The 21,802-nt window shown below is 63.7% G+C and carries 18 protein-coding genes and 1 pseudogene; 8 read left to right on the top strand and 11 right to left on the bottom strand.

Features of this window, described 5'->3' with window-relative positions:
• Nucleotides 1-5: 5 nt before the first annotated feature.
• From hydA to BRPE64_RS24305, 3 genes are read right to left on the bottom strand one after another with little or no spacing between them, the layout of a single operon-like run.
• Nucleotides 6-1,517, bottom strand: a complete 1,512-nt coding sequence (gene hydA / locus BRPE64_RS24315; protein ID WP_016347561.1) for a dihydropyrimidinase — start codon at nucleotides 1,515-1,517, stop codon at nucleotides 6-8.
• Nucleotides 1,518-1,539: 22 nt separating this feature from the next.
• Nucleotides 1,540-2,280 carry a cysteate racemase gene (gene cuyB / locus BRPE64_RS24310; RefSeq protein ID WP_016347560.1) on the bottom strand — a complete coding sequence of 247 codons (741 nt, stop codon included), beginning with the start codon at nucleotides 2,278-2,280 and terminating at the stop codon, nucleotides 1,540-1,542.
• On the bottom strand, nucleotides 2,277-2,942 hold the full coding sequence (locus BRPE64_RS24305) for an aspartate/glutamate racemase family protein (RefSeq protein ID WP_016347559.1): 666 nt from the start codon (nucleotides 2,940-2,942) through the stop codon (nucleotides 2,277-2,279). The genes cuyB and BRPE64_RS24305 overlap by 4 nt, the downstream gene beginning before the upstream one ends.
• A 172-nt stretch (nucleotides 2,943-3,114) precedes the next feature.
• Here BRPE64_RS24305 and BRPE64_RS24300 point away from each other — a divergent pair, with 172 nt between their 5' ends.
• The 8 genes from BRPE64_RS24300 to BRPE64_RS24265 all read left to right on the top strand — a co-directional run bounded on the left by BRPE64_RS24300 (nucleotide 3,115) and on the right by BRPE64_RS24265 (nucleotide 11,869).
• Complete coding sequence (locus BRPE64_RS24300; RefSeq protein ID WP_016347558.1) at nucleotides 3,115-4,065, top strand: LysR substrate-binding domain-containing protein; 951 nt, start codon at nucleotides 3,115-3,117, stop codon at nucleotides 4,063-4,065.
• A gap of 79 nt (nucleotides 4,066-4,144) precedes the next feature.
• Nucleotides 4,145-4,807 carry a GntR family transcriptional regulator gene (locus tag BRPE64_RS24295; protein WP_016347557.1) on the top strand — a complete coding sequence of 221 codons (663 nt, stop codon included), beginning with the start codon at nucleotides 4,145-4,147 and terminating at the stop codon, nucleotides 4,805-4,807.
• A gap of 197 nt (nucleotides 4,808-5,004) precedes the next feature.
• Nucleotides 5,005-6,321 carry an MFS transporter gene (locus BRPE64_RS24290; protein WP_016347556.1) on the top strand — a complete coding sequence of 439 codons (1,317 nt, stop codon included), beginning with the start codon at nucleotides 5,005-5,007 and terminating at the stop codon, nucleotides 6,319-6,321.
• Between the two features lie 156 nt (nucleotides 6,322-6,477).
• Entirely contained in the window at nucleotides 6,478-7,263 is a 786-nt protein-coding gene (locus tag BRPE64_RS24285) for a short-chain dehydrogenase/reductase (RefSeq protein WP_016347555.1), read from the top strand.
• 10 nt (nucleotides 7,264-7,273) lie between these two features.
• Complete coding sequence (locus tag BRPE64_RS24280) at nucleotides 7,274-8,407, top strand: pyridoxal phosphate-dependent aminotransferase (protein WP_016347554.1); 1,134 nt, start codon at nucleotides 7,274-7,276, stop codon at nucleotides 8,405-8,407.
• An 11-nt stretch (nucleotides 8,408-8,418) separates the two neighbouring features.
• Nucleotides 8,419-9,300, top strand: a complete 882-nt coding sequence (locus BRPE64_RS24275) for an alpha/beta fold hydrolase (protein ID WP_016347553.1) — start codon at nucleotides 8,419-8,421, stop codon at nucleotides 9,298-9,300.
• Entirely contained in the window at nucleotides 9,297-10,550 is a 1,254-nt protein-coding gene (locus tag BRPE64_RS24270; RefSeq protein WP_016347552.1) for a hydantoinase/carbamoylase family amidase, read from the top strand. The genes BRPE64_RS24275 and BRPE64_RS24270 overlap by 4 nt, the downstream gene beginning before the upstream one ends.
• Nucleotides 10,551-10,714: 164 nt before the next feature.
• A complete protein-coding gene (locus BRPE64_RS24265) occupies nucleotides 10,715-11,869 on the top strand; it encodes a phytanoyl-CoA dioxygenase family protein (RefSeq protein ID WP_016347551.1) in 1,155 nt (384 codons plus the stop codon).
• A gap of 3 nt (nucleotides 11,870-11,872) precedes the next feature.
• Here BRPE64_RS24265 and BRPE64_RS24260 read toward each other — a convergent pair whose 3' ends face one another.
• From BRPE64_RS24260 to BRPE64_RS24225, 8 genes and pseudogenes are all read right to left on the bottom strand, one after another.
• Nucleotides 11,873-12,595, bottom strand: a complete 723-nt coding sequence (locus BRPE64_RS24260; RefSeq protein ID WP_016347550.1) for a FadR/GntR family transcriptional regulator — start codon at nucleotides 12,593-12,595, stop codon at nucleotides 11,873-11,875.
• A gap of 1 nt (nucleotide 12,596) precedes the next feature.
• Nucleotides 12,597-13,619 carry a galactofuranose ABC transporter, permease protein YjfF gene (gene yjfF / locus BRPE64_RS24255; RefSeq protein WP_016347549.1) on the bottom strand — a complete coding sequence of 341 codons (1,023 nt, stop codon included), beginning with the start codon at nucleotides 13,617-13,619 and terminating at the stop codon, nucleotides 12,597-12,599.
• Entirely contained in the window at nucleotides 13,616-14,674 is a 1,059-nt protein-coding gene (locus tag BRPE64_RS24250; protein WP_016347548.1) for an ABC transporter permease, read from the bottom strand. The genes yjfF and BRPE64_RS24250 overlap by 4 nt, the downstream gene beginning before the upstream one ends.
• Complete coding sequence (locus tag BRPE64_RS24245; RefSeq protein WP_016347547.1) at nucleotides 14,667-16,187, bottom strand: sugar ABC transporter ATP-binding protein; 1,521 nt, start codon at nucleotides 16,185-16,187, stop codon at nucleotides 14,667-14,669. The genes BRPE64_RS24250 and BRPE64_RS24245 overlap by 8 nt, the downstream gene beginning before the upstream one ends.
• Nucleotides 16,188-16,193: 6 nt before the next feature.
• Complete coding sequence (locus tag BRPE64_RS24240; RefSeq protein WP_016347546.1) at nucleotides 16,194-17,153, bottom strand: ABC transporter substrate-binding protein; 960 nt, start codon at nucleotides 17,151-17,153, stop codon at nucleotides 16,194-16,196.
• A gap of 436 nt (nucleotides 17,154-17,589) precedes the next feature.
• On the bottom strand, nucleotides 17,590-18,642 hold the full coding sequence (locus BRPE64_RS24235) for a hypothetical protein (RefSeq protein ID WP_051180530.1): 1,053 nt from the start codon (nucleotides 18,640-18,642) through the stop codon (nucleotides 17,590-17,592).
• A gap of 924 nt (nucleotides 18,643-19,566) precedes the next feature.
• Nucleotides 19,567-21,069, bottom strand: coding sequence for a hypothetical protein (locus BRPE64_RS24230; protein WP_044042950.1), 1,503 nt, complete (start codon nucleotides 21,067-21,069; stop codon nucleotides 19,567-19,569).
• Nucleotides 21,059-21,742, bottom strand: a pseudogene (locus BRPE64_RS24225) (porin); the annotation flags it as partial. The gene BRPE64_RS24230 and the pseudogene BRPE64_RS24225, both read right to left, overlap by 11 nt.
• Nucleotides 21,743-21,802 lie beyond the last annotated feature (60 nt).

Raw genomic sequence — 21,802 nt, 5'->3', positions numbered from 1 at the left:
CAGTTTCAGTTTTGATTCTTGCGATCCGTGTAGCCGAACGTGGCGTGAGCTTCGCTCGAAGCGCCTTCGGCAAGTCCGCGGAAGAACCGGCTCGATGCGGACAGCGCGCGTTCGTTCTGGAACGGCAAGGGCGTCGAGCGCGGGATGAAGCGGCCGCTGCCGGGCTGCGCGTCGAACCTGCCGTCATCGACGATCACGCGGCCCGCGCTGATCACGGTGCGCGGCCATCCGGTGACCTTCGTGCCCTCGTAAGGCGTATAGCCGACGCGATCGTGCAATCCGGACGCCGTCAGCACGACTTCGTGACGCGGATCCCACACGGCGATATCCGCATCCGCGCCAACCGTCACGAGACCCTTGCGCGGCGCGATGCCATACATGCGCGCGTGATTCGTCGCGCTCAACGCGACGAACTCGGGCAGCGTCATGCGCCCCTTGTTCACGCCTTCGGAAAACAGCAGCGGCAGGCGCGTTTCGAGTCCGGGCATGCCGTTGGCCATCTGCTTGAAGGTCGTGGCGTCGCCGTGGGGCAGCTTGCCGGATTCGTCGAAACGATACGGCGCGTGATCCGAAGAGACCGTTTGCAGCACGCCGTCCTTCAATGCGGTCCAGAGCGCCTCCTGCGCGTTCGCATCGCGCAGCGGCGGGCTGCAGCAGTACTTCGCGCCTTCGACGCCCGGAAGATCCATCGCGTCTTCGGTGAGCAGCAGATAATGCGGGCACGTCTCGCCGTACACCTGCGCCCCCATGCGCTGCGCCGCGCCAATGGTCGCGAGCGCGTCCTGCGCGGACACATGCACGATCAGCACGGGCACATCGAACAGCTTCGAGAGCTGAATGACGCGATTCGTCGCCTCCGATTCGGCCAGCGCGACGTGACTCGTCGCGTGATACTTCGGCGCGGTGCGGCCCGACTCCAGAAGCTTCTGCGAGACCCAGCGGATCACGTCGTTGTTCTCGGCATGCACCATCACGAGCGCGCGTTCGCGTGCGGCGAGCGCGAGGACGTCGAGCATCTGATAGTCGTCGATCTTCAACTGGTCGTACGTCATGTAGACCTTGAACGACGTAATGCCGCGCCGAATCTGCTCGACGAGATCTTCCTGCAGCGTTTGCCTGTCCGTCTCCGAGACGATCAGGTGATAGCTGTAATCGATGACGGATTTCGCCGCCGCGAGCGCCGCGTAATCATCGGCGACCTGTTTGAGCGAATGCCCGCGATGCTGCGCGGCGAAGGGCACGATCATCGTCGTGCCGCCATAGGCCGCGGCGACGCTCGCGGAGTACCAGTCGTCCGCGCCCATGATGCCCATGCCGGAACGCTGCTCGACGTGGCAATGCGTGTCGATGCCGCCGGGCAGCACGTAACGGCCGGTGGCGTCGATATCGCGGCGGCCGGCGGGCAAACCGCGCGCCACTTCGACAATGCGGTCGCCGACAATGCCGACATCGGCTTCGAACACGGCTTCGTCCGATGCGACGAGGCCATGGCGGATCGTGAGATCAAACTGCTGCATGTGTGAGTTTCCGCGTGAAGATTCAGGTTTGCGTTTCGAGTTGCGCGGATTCGCTGCGCGCGGCGAGCCACCAGTCGACGCAGGCGCGCGCAAGGGCTTCGGTCGGATCGACGGCGTTCAGCGCGACGCCCGACAAGGCAACCGGGATTTCGGTGCACGCGAGCAAGAGCGCATCCGCGCCGCGTGCAATCAGATGCGTGGCCGCGTGGCTCAACCATGCGCGCGCTTCGTCGATGCGTCCGGCCTTCACCGCCGCGATGCCCGCCGCGACGTGCGTCGTCTGCAAGTCGTCGCCGGGTTCGATCGCTTCGATGCCGCGCGCGCTCAGTTGCTCATGATAGATGCGCGCTTTGAGCGTCGCGGCCGTCGCAAGCACGCCGACGCGCCGCGCCTCCGGATAGCGATACGCGAGCGCACGAAGCGCCGCTTCGCCGATATGCAGCACCGGCAGCGCCGTTTCCTGCGCGAGCCTGCGATGCCACACGTGCGCCGTGTTGCACGGAATCGCGATAGCCGAGCAGCCGGCCGCTTCGAGCGTGCGCAAGCCGTCGAGCAGATGCGGCCAGGGCGCGTCCGAACCCGCGAGAAATGCCGCGCTGCGGTCCGGCACTTGCGGCACGTTATGCACGATAACGGGCATGTGTTCCTGATCGGAGGCGGCGGGCGTCGCCTGAATCAGCTTCACGAGAAAATCCGCGGTGGCGAGCGGGCCCATGCCGCCGAGCACGCCGAGACGCGCGAGTGCCGCCGGTCGCGCGTTCATGCGATGCCTCGCTCGCGGCAGATCGCGAAGGCGAGCGTTGCCGCACTCGAACACGGATCGATGACCGGAATTTCAAGCGCCGCTTCGATCTCGGCGCGCAAGGGCGTCATGCCGGCGCAGCCGAGCACGATTGCATCGGCGCCGTCTTCGTCGCGCAGGGCGCGGCCCGTCGCGATGAGCTTGTCGAGCGCCGCCGCGCGATCGCCCGATTCCGCGACGCCGAGATTCACCGCGCGCTCGCCCGCCACCGCCGCGCCGATGCGCGCCGCATGATACGCGCGCCAGTGACGCGGCATGCCGCGCGAGCTCGCGGCGATCACGCCGACGCGCGAACCGCGCGCAAGCGCCGTCGCCATCGCGGCCGCGCCGATGCCGATCACCGGCTTGCGCGTCGTTTCGCGGGCGGCGTGCAGCCCCGGATCGCTGTAGCACGCGATGACGAACGCCGCCGCCCGCGCTTCGTGACGCGCGACGAATTCCGCGACGGCGACGGCGGCGCGGTCCGCATCGCGCTGCGTTTCGATGCCGCCATCGACGGCGAAAAGCGTGTCGAACGCGACAGGCGCATCGTGTTCGGCACGCAGCGCGCGCACGGTAATTTCGATGTCGCGCGTGACTTCCGCGAGACCGTTCGGGTTCAGAAAGTAGATGGGATCGGACATGACTCGACGTGAATGGATCGACCGTATCCGCACGATAGCAACGACGATTTCCGCCGTGAAATAGTCCAAATTTCGTATCCCATAGACGCAATGCATGGATGCGCCGCGCGAGTGTTTTGTCGCGCTACACTGCCTTCGACGCGCAACCCATCGCCCGCCGGGCCGACATCCAATGAACTACGACGAGGAAATTCCCCACGCACGCACCATGAGCCTGCGGCAGATCGAAGTCTTCCGCGCGATCATGATGACGGGCTCGATCAGCGAAGCCGCGCGCTCGCTCTATGTCGCGCAGCCTTCGGTGAGCCGCGTGCTGCAACTGACGGAAAGCCGCCTCGGCTTCCTGCTGTTCGAGCGCATGCGCGGGCGTCTGTATCCGACGCCGGAAGCGAAACGCATCTTCGAGGAAGTGATGCGCGCGTATGAAGGCATCGAGCGCGTGGACAATCTGGTGCGCTCGTTGTCGGACGGTTCGAGCGGCAAGCTCAATATCGTGTGCAGCCCGAGTCTCGGCGTGCATCTGGTGCCGCTCGCCATCGCGCGATTTCACGCGGAGTTCGCGCAATTGCCGATTCAGTTCGAACCGCTCACGCACAATCATCTCGTGCCGCGCGTGCTGTTCGGCAAGGGCTATATCGGCGTGTCGATGTTCGAGGTCGAGCATCCGAACATCGTCACGGTGCCGATGGAGAGCGGGCAGTTGCTGTGCGTCGCGCGAAAGGGCACGCTCGCACGGCGGCGCGCGCTGGAACCAAAGCAGATCGCGCGCATGCCGTGGATCGACTACGAGCACGACACGCCGCTCGGGCGCATCGTCGGGAAGGTGTTCAGGAACGAGCGGCGGCCCGAGCCGATCGTGCGCGTGCGCTCGGCGATCAGCGCCTGCACGCTCGCGCGAGAAGGCGTGGGCGTGGCGATCGTCGATCCGTTCTGCATCGACGACGCCATGCGCGACGCGCTCGATATCGTGCCGCTGCGCGCGGACGATGCTCACCGGCTGACGGCGAGTCTCCTGTATTCGCATATCGAGCCGATGTCGAACGCGGCGCGGCGCTTCGTCGAGATCCTTCACGCCGTGCTGACGACGCATCTCGCGCCCCGCCGCGCCGCGCGCGCCGGCTGAACCACGGAGCGGTGAAGGCATCGATTCATGCGACAATCGTGCCCGCAAGAAATACAAGCAAAGGGCTTTGGAGATACACATGACCACGCGAGCGGACGAGATCCTGACGACGCTTGAAAGCGAAATCCTCTCGGGGCGGCTGCCGCCCGGATCGCGGCTGGAAGAGACCGAGCTTTCCGAGCGCTTCGAATGCTCGCGCACGCCGATCCGCGAGGCGCTGCGCCAATTGGCATCGGAAGCGCTGATCACGATGCGTCCGCGCCAGCCCGCGATGGTCGCGGCGCTGTCCGCGCGCAAGCTGCTCGAAATGTTCCAGGTGATGGCCGAACTCGAAGGCCTGTGCGCGCGTCTTGCCGCGCGCCGCGCGACGCCGCAGCAGATTCAGCGCCTGCGCGACACGCAGGCCGAACTCAAGGCCACGCTCGACGCCAATCAGGTCGATGCGTTCTACGAGATCAACCGGCGCTTTCACGAAATCGTCTACGAATCGAGCCAGAACGAATTCCTCGCGGACCAGACGCGCGGCCTGCGCAACCGCGTGTCGATCTATCGCAAGATGGTCACGCAGAAGGTGCGCCGTCGGCTCGATACCGTCGACGAACACGAACAGGTGATCGCCGCCATCGAACGCGGTGACGGCGACGCCGCCGCCAAAGCGATGTCCGCTCACGTCAATCTGCTCGGCGAACAGATGCTCGATTTCATCGCGCTTTTCCCCGAACCGGCCGAAGTCGCCGAGTAAGCTCCGCCTTTTCCCGTCGTCAATTGCGAATGCAGGGCCGTCCGCTTTTAGCCGACGGCCCGCCGCCGCATTTCTGAAAAAATCCTTGCAATGTATTTTGTTTGAGTATTATCTGGATACAAGATGGCCGATCAAGGATACACACGGCTCGGTTTCCACTGACATTCAACCATGCACGCCAGGACAAGGAGCAGGCAATGAGCGACACGCTGCATGCCGCAAGCGACGTAGGGCACGCGCAAAAAATCGAGGACCAGATCTACCGGAAGGTGACGCTGCGGCTGATCCCGTTCCTGATCCTCTGCTACGTCGCGGCCTATCTGGATCGCGTCAATATCGGCTTTGCGAAGCTGCAGATGCTGAGCGACCTGCAATTCAGCGAAACCGTCTACGGGCTGGGCGCGGGCGTGTTTTTTATCGGCTATTTCCTGTTCGAAGTGCCGAGCAACCTGCTGATGCAGCGCGTCGGCGCGAAAGCGTGGATCGCCCGCATCATGGTGACGTGGGCGATCATCTCGGCCGCGTTCTTCTTCGTGCAGACGCCCACGCAGTTTTACGTGCTGCGCTTTCTGCTCGGCTCGGCGGAAGCGGGCTTCTATCCGGGCATCGTGCTGTATCTGATGCAGTGGTATCCGGCGCGCCGCCGCTCCCACGTCCTCGCCATCTTCATGGTCGGCATTCCGCTCGCGGGGATTATCGGCGGGCCGCTGTCGGGCTGGATTCTCGAAGCGTTCAACGGCTCGCACGGGCATCCGGGCTGGCGCTGGCTGTTTCTGATCGAAGCGGCGCCGTCGCTCGTGCTCGGCATCGCCGCGTTCTTCTATCTCAAGAACCGCCCGGCCGATGCGCCCTGGCTCACGCGTGAGGAAGCCGCGATCATCACGAAGGCGCTCGACACCGGCGGCAGCCGCCACGCGCGCATCTCGGAGACGGTCGGTCAGGTTTTCCGCGACCCGCGCATGCTGCTCATGGCGCTCATCTACTTCTGCGTGATCATGGGCCAGTACGGCCTGACCTTCTGGATGCCGACGCTCATCAAGGCGTCGGGCGTGTCGGGTGCGCTTCGCATCGGCGTGCTGTCGGCGATTCCGTTCGTGTTCGGCGCCATCGCCATGGTCTCTTTCGGCCGCAATTCGGACCGCACCGGCGAGCGCCGCTGGCATCTGATCGTGCCGATGCTGCTCGGCGCGCTCGGCTACGCCATCACGGCGGGCGCGGGCGCGAACGTGCCGCTCGCGCTGCTGGGTCTGTCGCTCGCGGCGGCGGGCGTGCTCACGCCGGGGCCGCTGTTCTGGGCGCTGCCTTCCGCGATCCTGGCCGGCACGGGCGCGGCGGCGGGCATCGCCGCGATCAACGCGTTCGCCGGGCTGGCGGGCTTCGTGAGCCCTTATCTGATCGGCTGGCTGCGCGATCTCACGCACACTTCCGTGATCGCGATGTACGTCTCGGCCGGCGTGCTCGTCGTCGGCGCGGCGATGATTCTTCTGATTCCCGCCAAGCTCGTGAACCGCTGAGGCTCTTATTTCCCGACCAGAACGGCATGCGTCGCGCATGCCGTTTTTTTTCGCCCGTACGGCTCGTCGGAGCAATTTTCCGGTTCCAGTTTGTATTTCTTTGTGATAGTTTATGTATTCATTGACGTCGTTTGTAGATACATAAAGAGGCGAACCATGGAACTGAACTTCAAGGGCAAGTCGGCGCTGATCACGGGCGCATCGAAGGGAATCGGGCTGGCGACGGCCTGGCGCTTCGCGGCCGAAGGCATCGAGGAACTGCATCTCGCGGCGCGTTCCGCCGACGCGCTGCATCGCGCGCAGGACGAGATCGCCACGAAGCACGGCACGCGCGTGCATGTGCACGCGACGGATCTCTCGGTAACGCAGAACGCCATCGACCTGGCGCGCGCGTGTTCGAACGCCGACATCCTCGTGAACAACGCGGCGGATTCGAGCCCCGGCCCGCTCGACAAGATGACGGACGCCGACTGGCGCGCGAGTCTCGACATGAAGATCTTTTCCTACGTGACGCTCACGCGCGAACTGTATGCGTCGATGAAGCAGCGCGGCGGCGGCGTGATCGTCAACGACATCGGCAATTCGGGCGAGAACTGGGACGCCAACTACATCATCGGATCGACGGGCAACGCCGCGATGATGGCCTTCACGCGCGCGATCGGCGGCTGGGCGCTCGACGACGGCATCCGCGTGGTCGGCGTGAATCCCGGCCCGGTCGCGACCGACCGCATGGTCAAGCTGATGAAGCGCCGCGCGCTCGACTGGTACGGCGACGAAACCCGCTGGGAAGAACTCTTCGACAAATATCCCGGCAAGCGCGCCGCGGAAGCGGGCGAAGTGGCCGATCTGATCGTGTGGCTCGCATCCGACCGCGCCGCCTATATCACGGGCACGATCGTGACCATCGACGGCGGCATCGCGTCGCGCCGTTCCATCATCTGAGGGGGACGTCATGCGCCGATTCGAGGAACGCAACGCTTATTTCGACCGCCTGTGCAACAGCGAAGGCCTGATGTGGCTGGGCCAGAACACGAACCACTTCGAGCCGCATCCGTCCGTGCGTCAGGCGGTGATCGACGCGCTCGACGGCGGCGAGTATCACGCCTACGCGCCGCCGCTCGGCTTCGAGGAACTGCGCCAACTGATTCGCGAGGATATCGGCTTGCCCGACGCCTCCGTGATGCTCGCGGACGGCGCCGTCGAAGCGCTGTACAACGTGTGCCGCAACATCTGCGAGCCGGGCAAGGACTTCGTCACGACCAATCCGAGCTGGGCCTGGCCGATGCAGTTTGCCGCGCGCGCGGGCTCGCGCGTAATCGAATTGCCGATCTATTCGGCCGAGCAGAACTACAAGCTCACGCCCGCGCAACTGCGCGCGGCGGTGAACGAGAACACGGGTGTCATCTATCTCGTCGATCCGAACAATCCGCTCGGCACGTGCCATACGGAAGACGAAATTCGCGAGTTCGCGGACATCGCGCGGTCGGTCGGCGCGTACTTCATTCACGACGCGACCTACTTCCAGTTCGCCGACAGCTTCTCGCCCGCGTACCGTTTCTATCCGGAAAAGACCATCGTCACGTATAGCTTTTCGAAGTGGCTCGGTCTCGCGGGCATGCGTCTGGGCGCGGTGATCGCGCATCCGGATCTGATCGAGCGCTTCGCGTCGGCGCCGCCGAACAATCTGGGCAGCAACGTGCTGTCGCAGCGCGCGGCCATCGCCGGGCTGCGCACGAAGAGCGAATGGTTTCCGGATATCCAGCGGCGTCAGCGGCGCAATCAGGCGGCGGTGGTCGAAGCGGCGAAGAACGTCGAAGGCCTCGCCGTGCCGGTGTATCCGTCGCAGGCGAATCTGCTCGTCGTCGAGACGATCAACGCGGGCATCACGCCCGAGGCGCTCGTCGAGGCGTTTCAGGCCGAACGTGTGATGATCCGTCAGGGTTCGTATCACACGAAGGAGTTCGGGCATCGCTTCGTCAAGGTGAGCCTGACGGTGCCGGAACATTGGGCCGATCGTTTCTGTGAGCTGCTGCCGTCGATGGTCGAGCGCGCGCGTTCGATCAAGGAACCCGCGAATCAATTCTGAAGAGGGCGAGCATGCCGTACCTGAAAACGACAGACGATGTGAACCTGTACTACGAGGAAGCGGGCGAGGGCACGCCGATCGTATTCGTGCATGAATTCGGCGGCGATCTGCGCAGCTGGGAACCGCAGATGCGCTACTTCAGCCGGCGCTATCGATGCATTGCGTTCGCGGCGCGCGGCTATGCGCCGTCGGATGTGCCCGAGGACATCGAACGCTATTCGCAGGCGATCGCCGCGCGCGATATCCGCGACGTGCTGGACGGCCTGAACATCGATCGCGCGCATATCGTCGGCCTGTCGATGGGCGGCTTCGCGACGCTGCATTTCGGGCTCGATTTCGCGGATCGCGCGCGTTCGCTCGTCGTCGCGGGCGCGGGGTATGGCGCGGAAAAAGCGTTCGAGGATTATTTCCGCGAGGTGTCGCTGGAAGTCGCGAAGCAGTTCGAGACGCAGGGCGCAGCGCGCTTCGCGCAGACGTATTCGCTGGCGGCGTCGCGCATCGCGTTTCAGGTGAAGGACCCGCGCGGCTGGCAGGAATTCGCGACGACGCTCGGCGAACATTCCGCGCGCGGCTCCGCATTGACGATGCGCGGCGTGCAGGCCCGCCGTCCGTCGATCTACGATCTCGAAGCGCGTTTGCAAGGCATGACGGTGCCGACGCTCGTCGTCGTGGGCGACGAGGACGATCACTGTCTGCAGCCGGGCATCTTCCTGAAGCGCACGGTGCCGGCGAGCGGTCTTGTGGTGATGCCGAAGACCGGGCACACGCTCAATCTCGAAGAGCCGGCGCTTTTCAATCAGCATGTCGCGGAGTTTCTCGCGATGGTCGAGCAGAACCGCTGGTTGCCGCGTGATCCGCGCGCAGTGCCCGCACAGATCATGAAGACGTCATGAGCGCGGGCACCTTGAACCGTGCGAGCGCGTTCGTCGATGAACAACGCCTCGCCGAGCGGCTCGCGGCGATGGCGCGTATCGGCGCCACCGAGAAGGGCGGCGTGAACCGGCAGGCGTTGTCGCAGGAAGACGCGGCGGCGCAGCTTCTGCTCGTCGGCTGGGGCGAGGCGCTGGGTCTTGCGCCTTCCGTCGATGCAGTCGGCAATCTGTTTCTGCGGCTCGAAGGCGCGGACGCGAACGCCGCGCCGGTGTTGTCGGGATCGCATCTCGACACGCAGCCGACCGGCGGCCGGTTCGATGGCGTGTACGGCGTGCTGGCCGCGTTCGAGGCGGTCGAGGCGATTATCGCGTCGGGCAGGCGGCCGCGCGCGCCGATCGATATCGTCGCGTGGATGAACGAAGAAGGCTCGCGCTTTGCGCCCGGCATGATGGGCTCGGCGGTGTTCGCGGGCGCGCGCGAGCTTTCCACGGTGCTCGCGGTCGCGGACGCGCAGGGCACGACCGTCGCGAGTGCGCTCGCCGACGTGCGCGGCCGTCTGCGCGACGTGCCCGGCCGTGCTGCGGGCGAACGTGCTGCCGCATTCGTCGAGGCGCACATCGAACAGGGGCCGCAACTGGAAAAGGAAGGGCTCACGATCGGCGTGGTCACCGGCATTCAGGGCAAGCGCACGTTCAAGGTGCGCGTGGACGGCGAGGCGGCGCACGCGGGCACATCGACGCGCGCCGAGCGACGCGACGCGTTGCTGGCCGCCATCGCGATGGTGCAGGCGCTCGCCGACGCCTTGCACGACGCCGAAGATATCGTGAAGTTCACCGTCGGACGCTTCGACGTGCAGCCGAGCGCGCCCTCGGTCGTGCCGAGCGCGGTGGATTTTTCCATCGACCTGCGTCATCCGGATTCGCAGCTTCTGCAGGCGCTGGGCGACAAGGTGCGGCCGATTTGCGAGGCGCATGCGGGCGTATGCGCGGTGCAGGTGACGGAGCTGTCCACGGCGATGTCGCTCGACTTTCCCGCGCCGATGCGCACGCGGATTCGCGACGCGGCGGCGCGGCTCGACCTGCCGCATCGCGACATTCTTTCGACCGCGGGACACGATGCACGCTATCTGCACGGCGTGTGTCCGACCGGCATGATCTTCGTGCCGTCGCATCGCGGACTGACGCATTGCGAGGCGGAATTCACGTCGTCGGCGGATTTGGCCGATGGCGCGAGAGTGCTTGCCGATGTGTTGCAGGAACTGGCGTTGTAACGCGTCGCCGACGATATCCCCGTCACCATCAGCGCATTCATCGACGTATTCCGCCGCACGTTCGGCACGACGCCCGGGCGCGACAAGGCGGGGCACGCGAATGTATCGATAAGCGTTCGCCGCGCCCCGGAAGGGGCTATGCTTGGGCGAAAGTGGAGCGAGACATGAACGACACGAACTGGTACAGCGAAAGCGGTTGTTCGCTCGGAGCGTTTTCGAGTCTGATCGAGCGGGGCGCGGCGTGCGCGCCGGCGTTCGCCGCGGAAGTCCGCCAGAACATTCCCCTGTACGACTGCGCCGACATCCCGAAAGACGACGCCGCACGCCGGGCGTGGCAGGCGGAATGGGCCGCGGTGCTGCGCGACGGCGCAGGCGTGTTCGTGCTGAAGCACGCGTACGCGGACACCGGCCCCGTCGACGAAGCCACTGCCATCTTCGACGCGATCATTCGACAAGAGCGCGAGCAGGGCGTGAGCGGCGCGGATCACTTCGCGAAAGCCGGCGCCAACGACCGCATCTGGAACGCGCAGGAAAAGCTCTGCCTGCAAGCGCCGCGCGTCTTTGCGCGCTACTTTGCGAATCCGTTTCTCGCGAGCGCAGCCGAAGCGTGGCTCGGGCCGGGCTTTCAGATGACGTCGCAGGTCAATGTCGTGCGGCCGGGTGGCGAAGCGCAGCAGGCGCATCGCGACTATCACCTCGGTTTTCAGACGGCGGACGAAGTGCAGCGCTATCCGGCGCACGTCCACGCGATGTCGCCGTTCCTGACGCTTCAGGGCGCGGTCGCGCACAGCGACATGCCGGTCGAAAGCGGCCCGACGAAGCTGTTGCCGTTCTCGCAACGTTACGCGCCGGGTTATCTCGCGTGGCGGCGCGACGACTTCCGCGCGTACTTCGAAACGCATTACGTGCAACTGCCGCTCGAAAAAGGCGACGCGCTGTTCTTCAGCCCCGCGCTCTTCCACGCGGCGGGCGCGAATCGCACGCGTGATGTGCAGCGCATGGCGAATCTGCTGCAGGTTTCATCGGCATATGGCCGGGCGATGGAAACGGTCGATCGCTCGCGCATGTGCGAGGCCGTCTATCCGGTGCTCGCCGATCACAAATCGACAAAAAGCCTGAGCGATGCGGAAATCGACGCGGTCATCGCATCGTGCGCGGAAGGCTATGCGTTCCCGGCGAACCTCGACCGCGATCCGCCCTTAGGCGGACTGGCGCCGAAAAGTCAGCAGGCGCTGCTGCGGCAGGCGCTCGAAGAAAACTGGCCGGGCGAGACGTTCATCCGGGCATTGCAGGATCACGCGTGGCGGCGCGCCACCTGAACTTCACTCCTGATAAACCGCCGACAGCACGCTTTCCGCATCCTCCTGTGCGTGGTCCAGTTGCACGAGACTCGCGTGCCGCGCGCCGAGCGGATCGCGGTTGGCGATTGCCGTGAGAATCGCCTTGTGCCGCGGCAGCGAAAGCGCGTGCGTATCCGGATGACGGCTCGTCAGCTTGATCGATTCCGACAACGCGAGCGAGAGCATGTGTCCGATATACATCAGCATGTCGTTGTGCGTGGCCGACATGATCGCGCGATGAAACTCCAGATCAGGCGCCAGCAACGCTTCCGGCGACGCCGCGCGCGTCATGTGCTCGAAGGCGGCGCGGATGCATGCGAGGTCGTTTTCCGTCGCGTTCGACGCAGCCAGCGCTGCCGCCGCCGGCTCGATGATCCTGCGCACCACGAGCAGCGAGCGGAAGAACTCGCCTTCGTGCACGCTGTTGATGGTCCAGAACAGCACGTCGGGATCGAGCATGTGCCATTCGTCGCGCGGACGCACGACGCTGCCCAGGCGCGGCTTCGACAGCACGAGACCTTTGGCGACCAGCACGCGCGTCGCTTCGCGCAGCACGGGACGGCTCACGCCGTAGGCTTCGCATAGCTTCGCCTCGGCGGGCAGACGGTCGCCGGGTTTGAGCTTGCCGCTCACGATCTCGACGCCAAGCTCCTGCACGATGCGCGCATGCATGCTCTTGCGCGGCTGTGGATGACGGTAGTCCATGTCAGCGCTTCGCGGTCGAACGGTGGCCGAACGCTCGCTGCGACAGACAGAACACGAGCAGCAGCGCGCCCACCGCGATCTTGGTCCACCAGGAACTGAGCGAGCCGTCGAACGAAATCAGCGTCTGGATGATGCCGAGCAACAGCACGCCGAAGAGCGTGCCGATCACATAGCCGACGCCGCCCGTGAGCAGCGTCCCGCCGATGACGACCGAGGCGATGGCATCGAGTTCGAGGCCCATCGCGTGCAGGCCGTAGCCCGAGAGCATGTAGAACGTGAACAGCACGCCGCCGAGCGCCGAGCAGAAGCCCGAGAGCGCATACGCGCCGATCGTCGCCGCGTTGACGGGCAGGCCCATCAAAAGCGCGGAGTGCGGATTGCCGCCGACCGCGTAGATGGTCCGCCCGAACGGCGTGTAATGCGCGACGAACACGGCAAGCGCAAGCACGAGGAGCGCGATCACAGCGCCGGGCGAGAGCGATGCGCCGCTCATCACCGGTATACGCATCTGCGAGACGGCCGCGTACCACGGATGCGTGATGCTGATCGAATCGATGCTGATGAGATAGCACAGCCCGCGCGCGAGAAACATGCCGGCCAGCGTGACGATGAACGGCTGCAACCGGAAGCGCGCGATCAGCCAGCCCATGAGCGTGCCGAACGCGGTGCCCATGGCGAGCACGAGCGGAATGACGACGAGCGGATGCCAGCCCGCTTTCTCGACGAGCGCGGCGGAGACCATCGTCGTGAGCGCGATCACCGAGCCCACCGAAAGATCGATGCCGCCCGAGAGAATCACGAAGGTCTCGCCCACCGCGACCACGATCAGGAACGCGTTGTCGATCAGCAGGTTGAGAAACACTTGCGGCGAGAAGAAGCCCGTGTACATCACCGAGCCGAGCACGGATACGACGACGAACAGCGACACCGTCGCGGCGAGCGGCAGATAGCGGCTGCGCGAGGTCTTGTGCGGCGGCGTATCGTTTTTGCGCGGCTGTGTGAGCGTGGGCAGGCCCGAGTTCATCGGCGCACCTCGCCGTGAGCCGGCGCCGGGCGGCGCGCGAACTTCGCGACCGTCGCGCGGAATTCGCCCGACTGCAACATCATCACCACGAATACGACGATCGCCTTCACCACGAGATTGACCTCCGGCGGCACGCCGAGCGAATAGATGAGATACGTGAGCGTCTGGATGATGAGCGCGCCGATCACGCTGCCCGCGAGCGTGAAACGGCCGCCGGTGAGCGCGGTGCCGCCGAGCGTGACGGCGAGAATCGCATCGAGTTCGAGCAGCAGTCCCGCGTTGTTGCCGTCGGCGCTCTTCACGTTGGAACTGATGAGAATGCCCGCCACGCCCGCGCACAGACCGCTGAACGCATACGCGCCGATCGTGAGTCTGCGCGCCTGCACGCCCGCGACGCGCGCGGCGGTCGGATTGATGCCGATCGCTTGCAGAAAGAGGCCGAGCGCCGTGCGCGTGATCGCGAGATAGAGCAGCGCGAACACGAGTGCGACGATCAGTATCGACACGGGCACGCCGAGCAAATAGCCGCCGCCGAAGAAGAAGTAGGGCGAATAGTAGATCGTGATGATCTGGCCGCTCGTGATGAGTTGCGCGATGCCGCGTCCCGCGACCATCAGGATGAGCGTCGCGATGATCGGCTGCATGCCCGCGCGTGCGACGAGCAAGCCGTTCCACAGCCCGCACAACAGTGCGATGCCGAGCGCCGCCACGATCACGACGGGCAACGGAAAGCGCGTGACGTTGCCCGCGACCGAGCCGCCGATCGCCCATGCCGCGACCGCGCCCGCAATGGCGACGACCGCGCCCACGGAGATGTCGATGCCGCGCGTCGCGATCACGATGGTCATGCCGAGCGCGACGACCGCGAGCGGCGCGGCGCGATTGAGGATATCGACGAGACTGCCGTACAGATGACCGCCGCGCCATTCGACATGCAGGAAGCCCGGATTGAACGCGGCGTTCAACGCGAGCAGCAGCGCAAGCGTGACGAGCGGCCAGCCGAGCCGATGTTCCATCGCCGAACGCAGCGTTCCACGCCGCACGGTGTCATCCATGTTCCGCTCCGATCATTTCGCAGACGGTGTCCTCGCTGGTTCCGGCGGGCAACTCGCCGACCTTGCGCCGGTCGCGCAGCACGACGATGCGATTGGCGATGCGCACCACTTCCGAGATCTCCGACGAGATGAACAGCACGGCCATGCCCGTCGATGCAAGCCGCATGATTTCGTCCATGATTTCCTGCTTCGCCGCGACGTCGATGCCGCGCGTCGGTTCGTCGAGAATCAGCAGACGCGGTTCGGTGGCGAGCCAGCGCGCGATCAGCGCCTTCTGCTGATTGCCGCCCGACAGCAGGCCGATGGGCATATCGAGATTCGCCGCCTTGATGCCGAGCGCGCGCACGAAGCGCTCGGCGAGCGCGTTCTGTTCCGCGCGCGTGAGACAGCGCCGCGCGCCGAGCCGCGCCTGCAACGCGAGCGCGATGTTCTCGCGCAGCGACAGTTCCGCGACGATGCCGTCCGCCTTGCGCTCCTCGGGACAAAACGCGATGCCGTGACGAATCGCCTGCGCGGGCGTCGCGAACGACACCGGTACGCCGTCGATGCGCAGTTCGCCTTCGTCCGGCTTTTCCAGCCCGAACAACAGCTTCGCGAGTTCGGTGCGCCCGGAGCCGAGCAGCCCCGCGATGCCGACCACTTCACCCGCGCGCACGCGCAAATCGATCGGCTGCAACTGACCCGTCTGACCGAGGCGCACGGCGTCGAGCAGAACGTGGTCGGCGGCGTTCGGATCGACATCGTCGGGCGGGGACTGACGGGCTTGCGCCGCGGCCAGTTCGCGCCCGAGCATCGCCGCGATGAGCGCGGGCGTGCCCAGTTCGCTCGCGCGCCATTCGCCCACACGCCGGCTGTTGCGCAGCACGGTGATGCGGTCGGAAATTGCGTAGACCTGGTTGAGAAAGTGCGTGACGAACAGAATCGCGAGGCCTTGCTCGCGCAGACGGCGCAGCACGTCGAAGAGACGGCGCACTTCGTCGTCGTCGAGGCTGGAGGTCGGCTCGTCGAGAATCAGCACTTTCGACGAAAGTTTTAGCGCACGCGCAATCGCGACCATCTGCTGAACCGCGACGGAATAGCTCGTCAGCGTGCGCGTGACGTCGATATCGAGCCCGATGCGCGCAAGCAGTTCGCGCGACTGCCGGTGGGTCGCGGGCCAGTCGATGCCGAAGCCATGCAGCGCGCCGCGTCGCGGAAAGTAGCCTGCGAAGATGTTCTCCGCCACGGACAGATTCGGGCAGAGATTCACTTCCTGATAGACGGTGCTGATGCCGAGCTTCTGCGCGTCCAGCGGCGAGCCGGGGCGGATCGCGCGGCCTTCGAGCAGGATGTCGCCGGCATCGAGACTCACCACGCCGGTGAGCACCTTGATGAGCGTCGATTTGCCCGCGCCGTTCTGTCCCATCAGTGCGTGAACCTCGCCCGGATAGAGGGTGAGGTTCACGTCCTGCAACGCATGCACGCCGGCAAAGCGCTTGTCGATGCCGCGCAATTCCAGCACGGGCGATGTCATAGGCGGTCAGTATTTACGATTGGGAAATTCCTTCGCCGCGACCTCCATCGGGAAGATGCTCTCCTGCGTCACGATGCGCTTGGGCACGGATTTGCCCGCCTTGATGTCCTTCACGACCGACATGAGTTGCGGCCCGAGCAGCGGACTGCATTCGACGGACACATTGAGCTTGCCTGCCATCATGGCTTCGAACGCGCCTTTCACGCCGTCGACTGAAATGATGATGATGTCCTTGCCCGGCTTCATGCCCGCTTCCTCGATGGCCTGGATCGCGCCGATCGCCATGTCGTCGTTGTGCGCGTAGAGCACGTTGATCTTCTTGCCTTCGGCCTTGAGGAACGCTTCCATCACCTCCTTGCCCTTCGCGCGCGTGAAGTCGCCGGTTTGCGAACGGATGATCTTGAACTTCGGATCGGCCTTGATGATTTCCTCGAAGCCTTTCTTCCGGTCGATGGCAGGCGCCGAGCCGACCGTGCCCTGCAACTCGACGATATTGATCGGCCCCGCATTGCCCTTTTCCTTCTCGACGAGCCAGCGGCCCGCCTTGCGTCCTTCCTCCGTGAAGTCCGAGCCGATGAACGTCACATAGAGCGTTTCGTCCTTGCTGCTGATCGCGCGGTCGGTGAGCACGACCGGAATCTTCGCGTTTTTCGCCTCGACGAGCACGGTCTCCCAACCCGTTTCGACGACCGGCGAGAACGCGATCACATCGACTTTTTGCGCGATATACGAGCGGATCGCCTTGATCTGGTTTTCCTGCTTCTGCTGTGCGTCGGAGAATTTCAGGTCGATGCCTGCCTCCTTTGCGCTGGACTTGATCGACTCGGTGTTCGCGGTGCGCCATTCGCTTTCGGCGCCGACCTGCGCGAAACCGAGAACGATGGGCTTCTGCGCGAAGCTTGTGAGCGGGAGCATTGCGCCCAATGGCGCAGCGGCCATTGCAACCAACACGTTGCGGCGTTTCATGTCAGTGGTTCCTCCGTCGCTTGGCGATTTATTCGATTTTCGTTCGGATAGTTTTGGAATAAATATTTAATTCGCATTGCTATTTATCTCGCTTCGTTCCGCTATTTGGGTTTCCGTACAGCGAAGTGATCGAAGTCGAGATAGATAGACTATATGAAGCTATTCGAACGCTTTTTATCGGCGTTAACCCGCTTTTCATGCAGAAACAGTCATACCATCTCGCGGCGCTGATGCATTGCAGCATGGGGAGATCCCGATTATCGGGAATGCGTCTTTAAAGCGTTGATTAACGCTCGCGCGTGGCTGTGAATATGCTGAAGGCGAAAGTGCTCGCCTAAAAAGAAAAGCGGCTCACTCGAAGAACGAAAGTGAGCCGCAAGACGGATCGATCGGCAGTCTATTCGCGCGCAGTCACGAGACTGCGTTCGGACCGCATTTACATCGGATGGCTTTGCACGAAATCCTTGTATGCGGAATACGCGGGCTTTTTCGTCGTGCCGTCCGACTCGAAGAGCCCGTAGGCGCCTTCGCTGTCGTCGTAGAGTTCGAACGCCTGAATCGACTGGATGTTGTACTTCGACGCGACGCTCACGTATTGCGCCATCATCGCGTTACCCGTGATGTACGACGCGATCTGGTTATACGAGCCGTAGTCCGGACGCACGCCGAATTCGTTGATCCAGATCGGCTTGCCCATGTCGTGCAGCACCTGGAGCACGTCGTGGCAACCGGTGCCGCCGCATGCATGCGTGATGTCGCCTTCGTTCGAATACCAGTGCCATGCGGTGATGTCCCAGCTTACGGTCGGATGACCCCAGGAACCGTCGGGCTGCGAGCCGTCCGCGAGCATCTGATAGAACGCGTAATGCAGCCACGTGCCGCCGAGCACGATTTTCGCCGAGCCGTCCACCGACTTCACGCCCGCGATCATGCCGCGAATCACGCCGCGCGCGATGGTGTAGGAGCGGTTGTCGTACTGATTCCACAGTGTGCCGTCGACGTTGCCGTTGAGCGTGTTCGCTTCCAGTTCGTTGCCGACTTCGTAATACGGGTAGCGATAAGAACTCGCCGTCTGCTTGCCCATTGCGAAGCCGGCGTTATAGGCGTCGTCCTCGTTGTTGTAGTTGAGGCTCAGCAGCATGACCGGATAGACCGTCACGCCGCCGTCTGCCATCGTCCTGGCGACGTTTGCGACCTGATTCGCCGATGCCTGGCTGTACACGTCGTTGCGATAGATGTTCGCGCCCAGGTCCTGCAACTGCGAGAGCTGCTTCTGCGCGCTTGTCGTGTCGTACGCGCCGCCGTTGCTGTTGTGGCCGTTCATGCCGTAGAAGATCGAGCCGTTGTTCGCGGCCTTCGCGGTCGATTGGGGCAAGGCGGCCTTGCCAGTGGCAGCGTCGACCGCGCTGTCGCCACCGCCGCCGCATGCGGCCAGCATGGCGCTCGCGATCAGCGTCGTGGCGATTGCACTCGCCTTGTTTGCGGACATGAAGCGGGGGAATAGCGATGAAGCCTGATGTCGAATGTTCATAACAATAAGGAGTACGAAAGAAAATGCGCGTTCCCGGCAAAAAACGAAGCAATCGGCCGGGAACAGTCAAATGGCGGACAGGACGATACGTGCATCGACCGCACAGGCGTGCGTGGCCGATGTCGAAACGAACGGTCGTTAGTTGTCCGAATGACTACCCGAGCATGCAGAAATTTTGCGGCAACGCGTACGCGCCGGAAAAGGCAAGGGCAGTGCAGATTCGCTGGTGCAAACCCGGCGCATGTTGCACGCGCGCTCGGGTGACAGAACGCCGGCGAAACAATGCGCGGACATCCAGGGTGACCAACGAACTCAGGGCTCGTTGTGTCGGTAACATGTGCAGCGGTTATGCGGTGATGAAGTCAAATTTTCTGACTATCGGGCGAATGTTGTCCGCCCCCGGAAACCGTTGCCTTTAAGCATCATTGCGGGGGAAAGGTTACTTCGTTCCGACGTCGATGTAAACCGGAGAGCAGAAAAAACATCTTGCCGCAGGCATGTTTTCGAATGGTCTCTACTGTGTTCGGGCACAGTTGCCGTAGGCGTTTCTACTAAAGGCGATGGAGGCGACGCCGCGCTGCGGCGGGTGTTGATGGGTGTTGTGCTTGCTGTTGTTCGCAAAGGCCACCTTTGCATGCGGTGTCATGTGCGCGAGATGGTGTTGCAGGTTGCGAGTGGGGTCAGTCGGGGGTGGCGCGGCGTGCCGTGGCAATTGCTCGAAGGCGCGAGCGTACCCATCGAACTTCAAGCCGGGCACGCTCGCGCGCGGCGACATAGACCTCGAACGCGATCTCGCGAAAGACTCTGCCCGGCTACGATGCCGCGTTCAGGCGATGGTGCGCGCGCAGAGAACAACCGCGAGCGTCGATAACACGAGGAATTTCACGACGTGAGCGCGCCGTACGGCTTCCATGTTCCAGGTGAGCCCGCGAGCGTACAGACCCATCCGACGACGGGATTCGCAGAAGGGTCGATGTTCGTCATGTTGTCACCGATCGCCCACGTTCCCAAGGTCGGCGGCGCTGCCCCTCTTAACGAACGTTGTCCCGGTAAAATGTTCGAGCGCTCGAATAGCTGGTACGGGACTACCGCCGTAGCCAAGTCGATCGAGCCATTCCCATTGGGCATCGACGGAACGCCGAAACTGTTTTCCCCTATATCGGCCTCGCTGACCGAACCCGCTTGCATGTTGATAAGGCCGATCGGATATTGCGTCGGTGCTGCATACGTCAGACTGTTACCTCGCACGGACAACCGGCCGATCGTTACGGCCAGGTCTGCGCTCGACGGCCTCACGGAAATGGCTCTCTTATCCGTCCAGCCCGACGAGTTGACGTTCAATAGCTGGTTCGAGCTGATGTCTACCGCCTGAATCGCGCATGCGGACGAAGGCGCGAGAATGATGGCGTCGGCTCCAGATCCAAGGAAGGTATTCTGCGAGACGCGTAATAGCTTGAACGAGGCATTCGCGGGGGCGATGCGCGCACAATTTGCTGTAACCGCGTCACTATAGTTGCCTTCGATAAGCGCGACTTGATTCGAACCGTAGATGAACACGACGTCGTGGGAGTTCGTCGCGCCGGGTCGGGTAATGGTGTTGTTGTTCACCCTGACCCACATCGCGCTCGCTTGAATCTGATGCTGAAGCGCTCCGGGGTCGCACTGATCCAGCATGTTCCCCTCGACGACGATGAAGCCGCCGGAGCGCTGTAACGCGGAAATGCCCATCTTGCCCGCAACATTGCGAACGATGTTGCCCGTGATCTGGGCGACTCCCTCGTTGCCACCCGAGAAGGTGATTCCGCCCCGTCCCAGTGTGCCGTCGAGCGTGCGGCCATCAATGTAGTTACCGATGACGATTGCTTGAGACGGGACCTCGAATCCTAGCGTGTCGAATGTCGCTGAGGTCGCGAAAGCGGTGTCGCCCTCGATGCCGAGATCGCCGTTGCCAATCAAGACGTTTTGCCCGATTACGATGCCGCACTGCAATCCAAACTGGATGCCTTCATCGGCGTTATAGTTTGCTTCGTTGTTCGCGATGATCGTTGAGTACGGGTTCGCAAGCCGTGGCGTGTGCGGGCTCATAAAGCCGATCAACGATGCCCCGTCTAGTGCGGCGAGGTCGGACGTGACGCGGCTCGTGGCCGATTGAATCGAGCTGGAAATGGCGGTCGCGAGCTGATCAGTCTTCGTCCAGTCAGGAACGCCACCTAACTTCGCGATAGCGCCGCGTATCTCTTCCGTCACGCTGTGATACCACCAAGCGCCTGGAACAGTGTCTTTGATGTCGCCCGACGGAACGCCGTCTTGCGGATAGCCGCCCGCGTTGCTTTCAGGCACGGCTGGGGGAGTTGCCGCGGCGTTGAGCTTCCAGTATCTGTCCATGATTCGCCGCGTTGTTGATGCGCGAGAACGCGACCGTACCGCCGATCGGACCTTGCTGATACTGAAGTGCTGCCGACCACGTCGAGCCTTGATACACGCTGTCGGGCACGCCCGCGAGCGAGTAAGAACCGCTGACGGTAAAGCCGTACAGTTTCGGCGATGTATAGACGATCGAGTTATTGGCACGGTAGATCGTGTCCATGCCGTCGAGGTCGCCCGGATGCGCGCCGAAGTAACCGGTGAGCCAGTTGGTCGGGCTATACGGCGAAAGCAGCGTGTAGTACGACGTGTATTGACGGCCCAGCGTCAAGGTACCGTAGGCGGGGTTCGTCAGGCCGACCCATGCCTGGCGGCCGAACATCGCGTTGGTGAACTGCTGGCCGCCGCTGTTGATATCGAAGCCCGATTCCAGCTGAAAGATAGCCTTATTACCGCCGCCCAAGTCTTCGGCGCCCTTCAGGCCGAAGCGGCTGCCCGCCCAGATGCCCGAGGCCATCTTGACGTTCGAGCGGCCCGCGTTCGTTTTGGCGAGATTGGTCTGGCTGCTTTGATAGACGATCGAATCGTCGACGATGCCGTACAACGTCACGCTACTCTGGGCGAACGCCGGCGTCGCGATGGCCGCCGCACTCGCAAACGCGCCCGCGCTCAACTGCTTCAGTTGACGTTTCACTCTTGAACTCCCCTCACCGTTTGTCGTTGATTAGCTGTTGCGAAGGCAGGACGCGAGCGA

The sequence above is a fragment of the Caballeronia insecticola genome (assembly GCF_000402035.1).
GTDB lineage: Bacteria > Pseudomonadota > Gammaproteobacteria > Burkholderiales > Burkholderiaceae > Caballeronia > Caballeronia insecticola.
The sequence above is the reverse complement of the archived record's forward strand: the minus strand, read 5'-3'. Positions and strand labels throughout refer to the sequence as shown.

Coding starts and splice junctions, on each gene's coding strand:
- BRPE64_RS24245 (WP_016347547.1), bottom strand. CDS start 16,187: ATGACATCGCCCGTGCTGGAATTGCGCGGCATCGACAAGCGCTTTGCC.
- BRPE64_RS24305 (WP_016347559.1), bottom strand. CDS start 2,942: ATGTCCGATCCCATCTACTTTCTGAACCCGAACGGTCTCGCGGAAGTC.
- BRPE64_RS24300 (WP_016347558.1), top strand. CDS start 3,115: ATGAACTACGACGAGGAAATTCCCCACGCACGCACCATGAGCCTGCGG.
- BRPE64_RS24235 (WP_051180530.1), bottom strand. CDS start 18,642: ATGTCCGCAAACAAGGCGAGTGCAATCGCCACGACGCTGATCGCGAGC.
- BRPE64_RS24295 (WP_016347557.1), top strand. CDS start 4,145: ATGACCACGCGAGCGGACGAGATCCTGACGACGCTTGAAAGCGAAATC.
- BRPE64_RS24280 (WP_016347554.1), top strand. CDS start 7,274: ATGCGCCGATTCGAGGAACGCAACGCTTATTTCGACCGCCTGTGCAAC.
- BRPE64_RS24265 (WP_016347551.1), top strand. CDS start 10,715: ATGAACGACACGAACTGGTACAGCGAAAGCGGTTGTTCGCTCGGAGCG.
- hydA (WP_016347561.1), bottom strand. CDS start 1,517: ATGCAGCAGTTTGATCTCACGATCCGCCATGGCCTCGTCGCATCGGAC.
- BRPE64_RS24260 (WP_016347550.1), bottom strand. CDS start 12,595: ATGGACTACCGTCATCCACAGCCGCGCAAGAGCATGCATGCGCGCATC.
- BRPE64_RS24275 (WP_016347553.1), top strand. CDS start 8,419: ATGCCGTACCTGAAAACGACAGACGATGTGAACCTGTACTACGAGGAA.
- BRPE64_RS24250 (WP_016347548.1), bottom strand. CDS start 14,674: ATGGATGACACCGTGCGGCGTGGAACGCTGCGTTCGGCGATGGAACAT.
- BRPE64_RS24240 (WP_016347546.1), bottom strand. CDS start 17,153: ATGAAACGCCGCAACGTGTTGGTTGCAATGGCCGCTGCGCCATTGGGC.
- cuyB (WP_016347560.1), bottom strand. CDS start 2,280: ATGAACGCGCGACCGGCGGCACTCGCGCGTCTCGGCGTGCTCGGCGGC.
- BRPE64_RS24230 (WP_044042950.1), bottom strand. CDS start 21,069: ATGGACAGATACTGGAAGCTCAACGCCGCGGCAACTCCCCCAGCCGTG.
- BRPE64_RS24290 (WP_016347556.1), top strand. CDS start 5,005: ATGAGCGACACGCTGCATGCCGCAAGCGACGTAGGGCACGCGCAAAAA.
- BRPE64_RS24270 (WP_016347552.1), top strand. CDS start 9,297: ATGAGCGCGGGCACCTTGAACCGTGCGAGCGCGTTCGTCGATGAACAA.
- yjfF (WP_016347549.1), bottom strand. CDS start 13,619: ATGAACTCGGGCCTGCCCACGCTCACACAGCCGCGCAAAAACGATACG.
- BRPE64_RS24285 (WP_016347555.1), top strand. CDS start 6,478: ATGGAACTGAACTTCAAGGGCAAGTCGGCGCTGATCACGGGCGCATCG.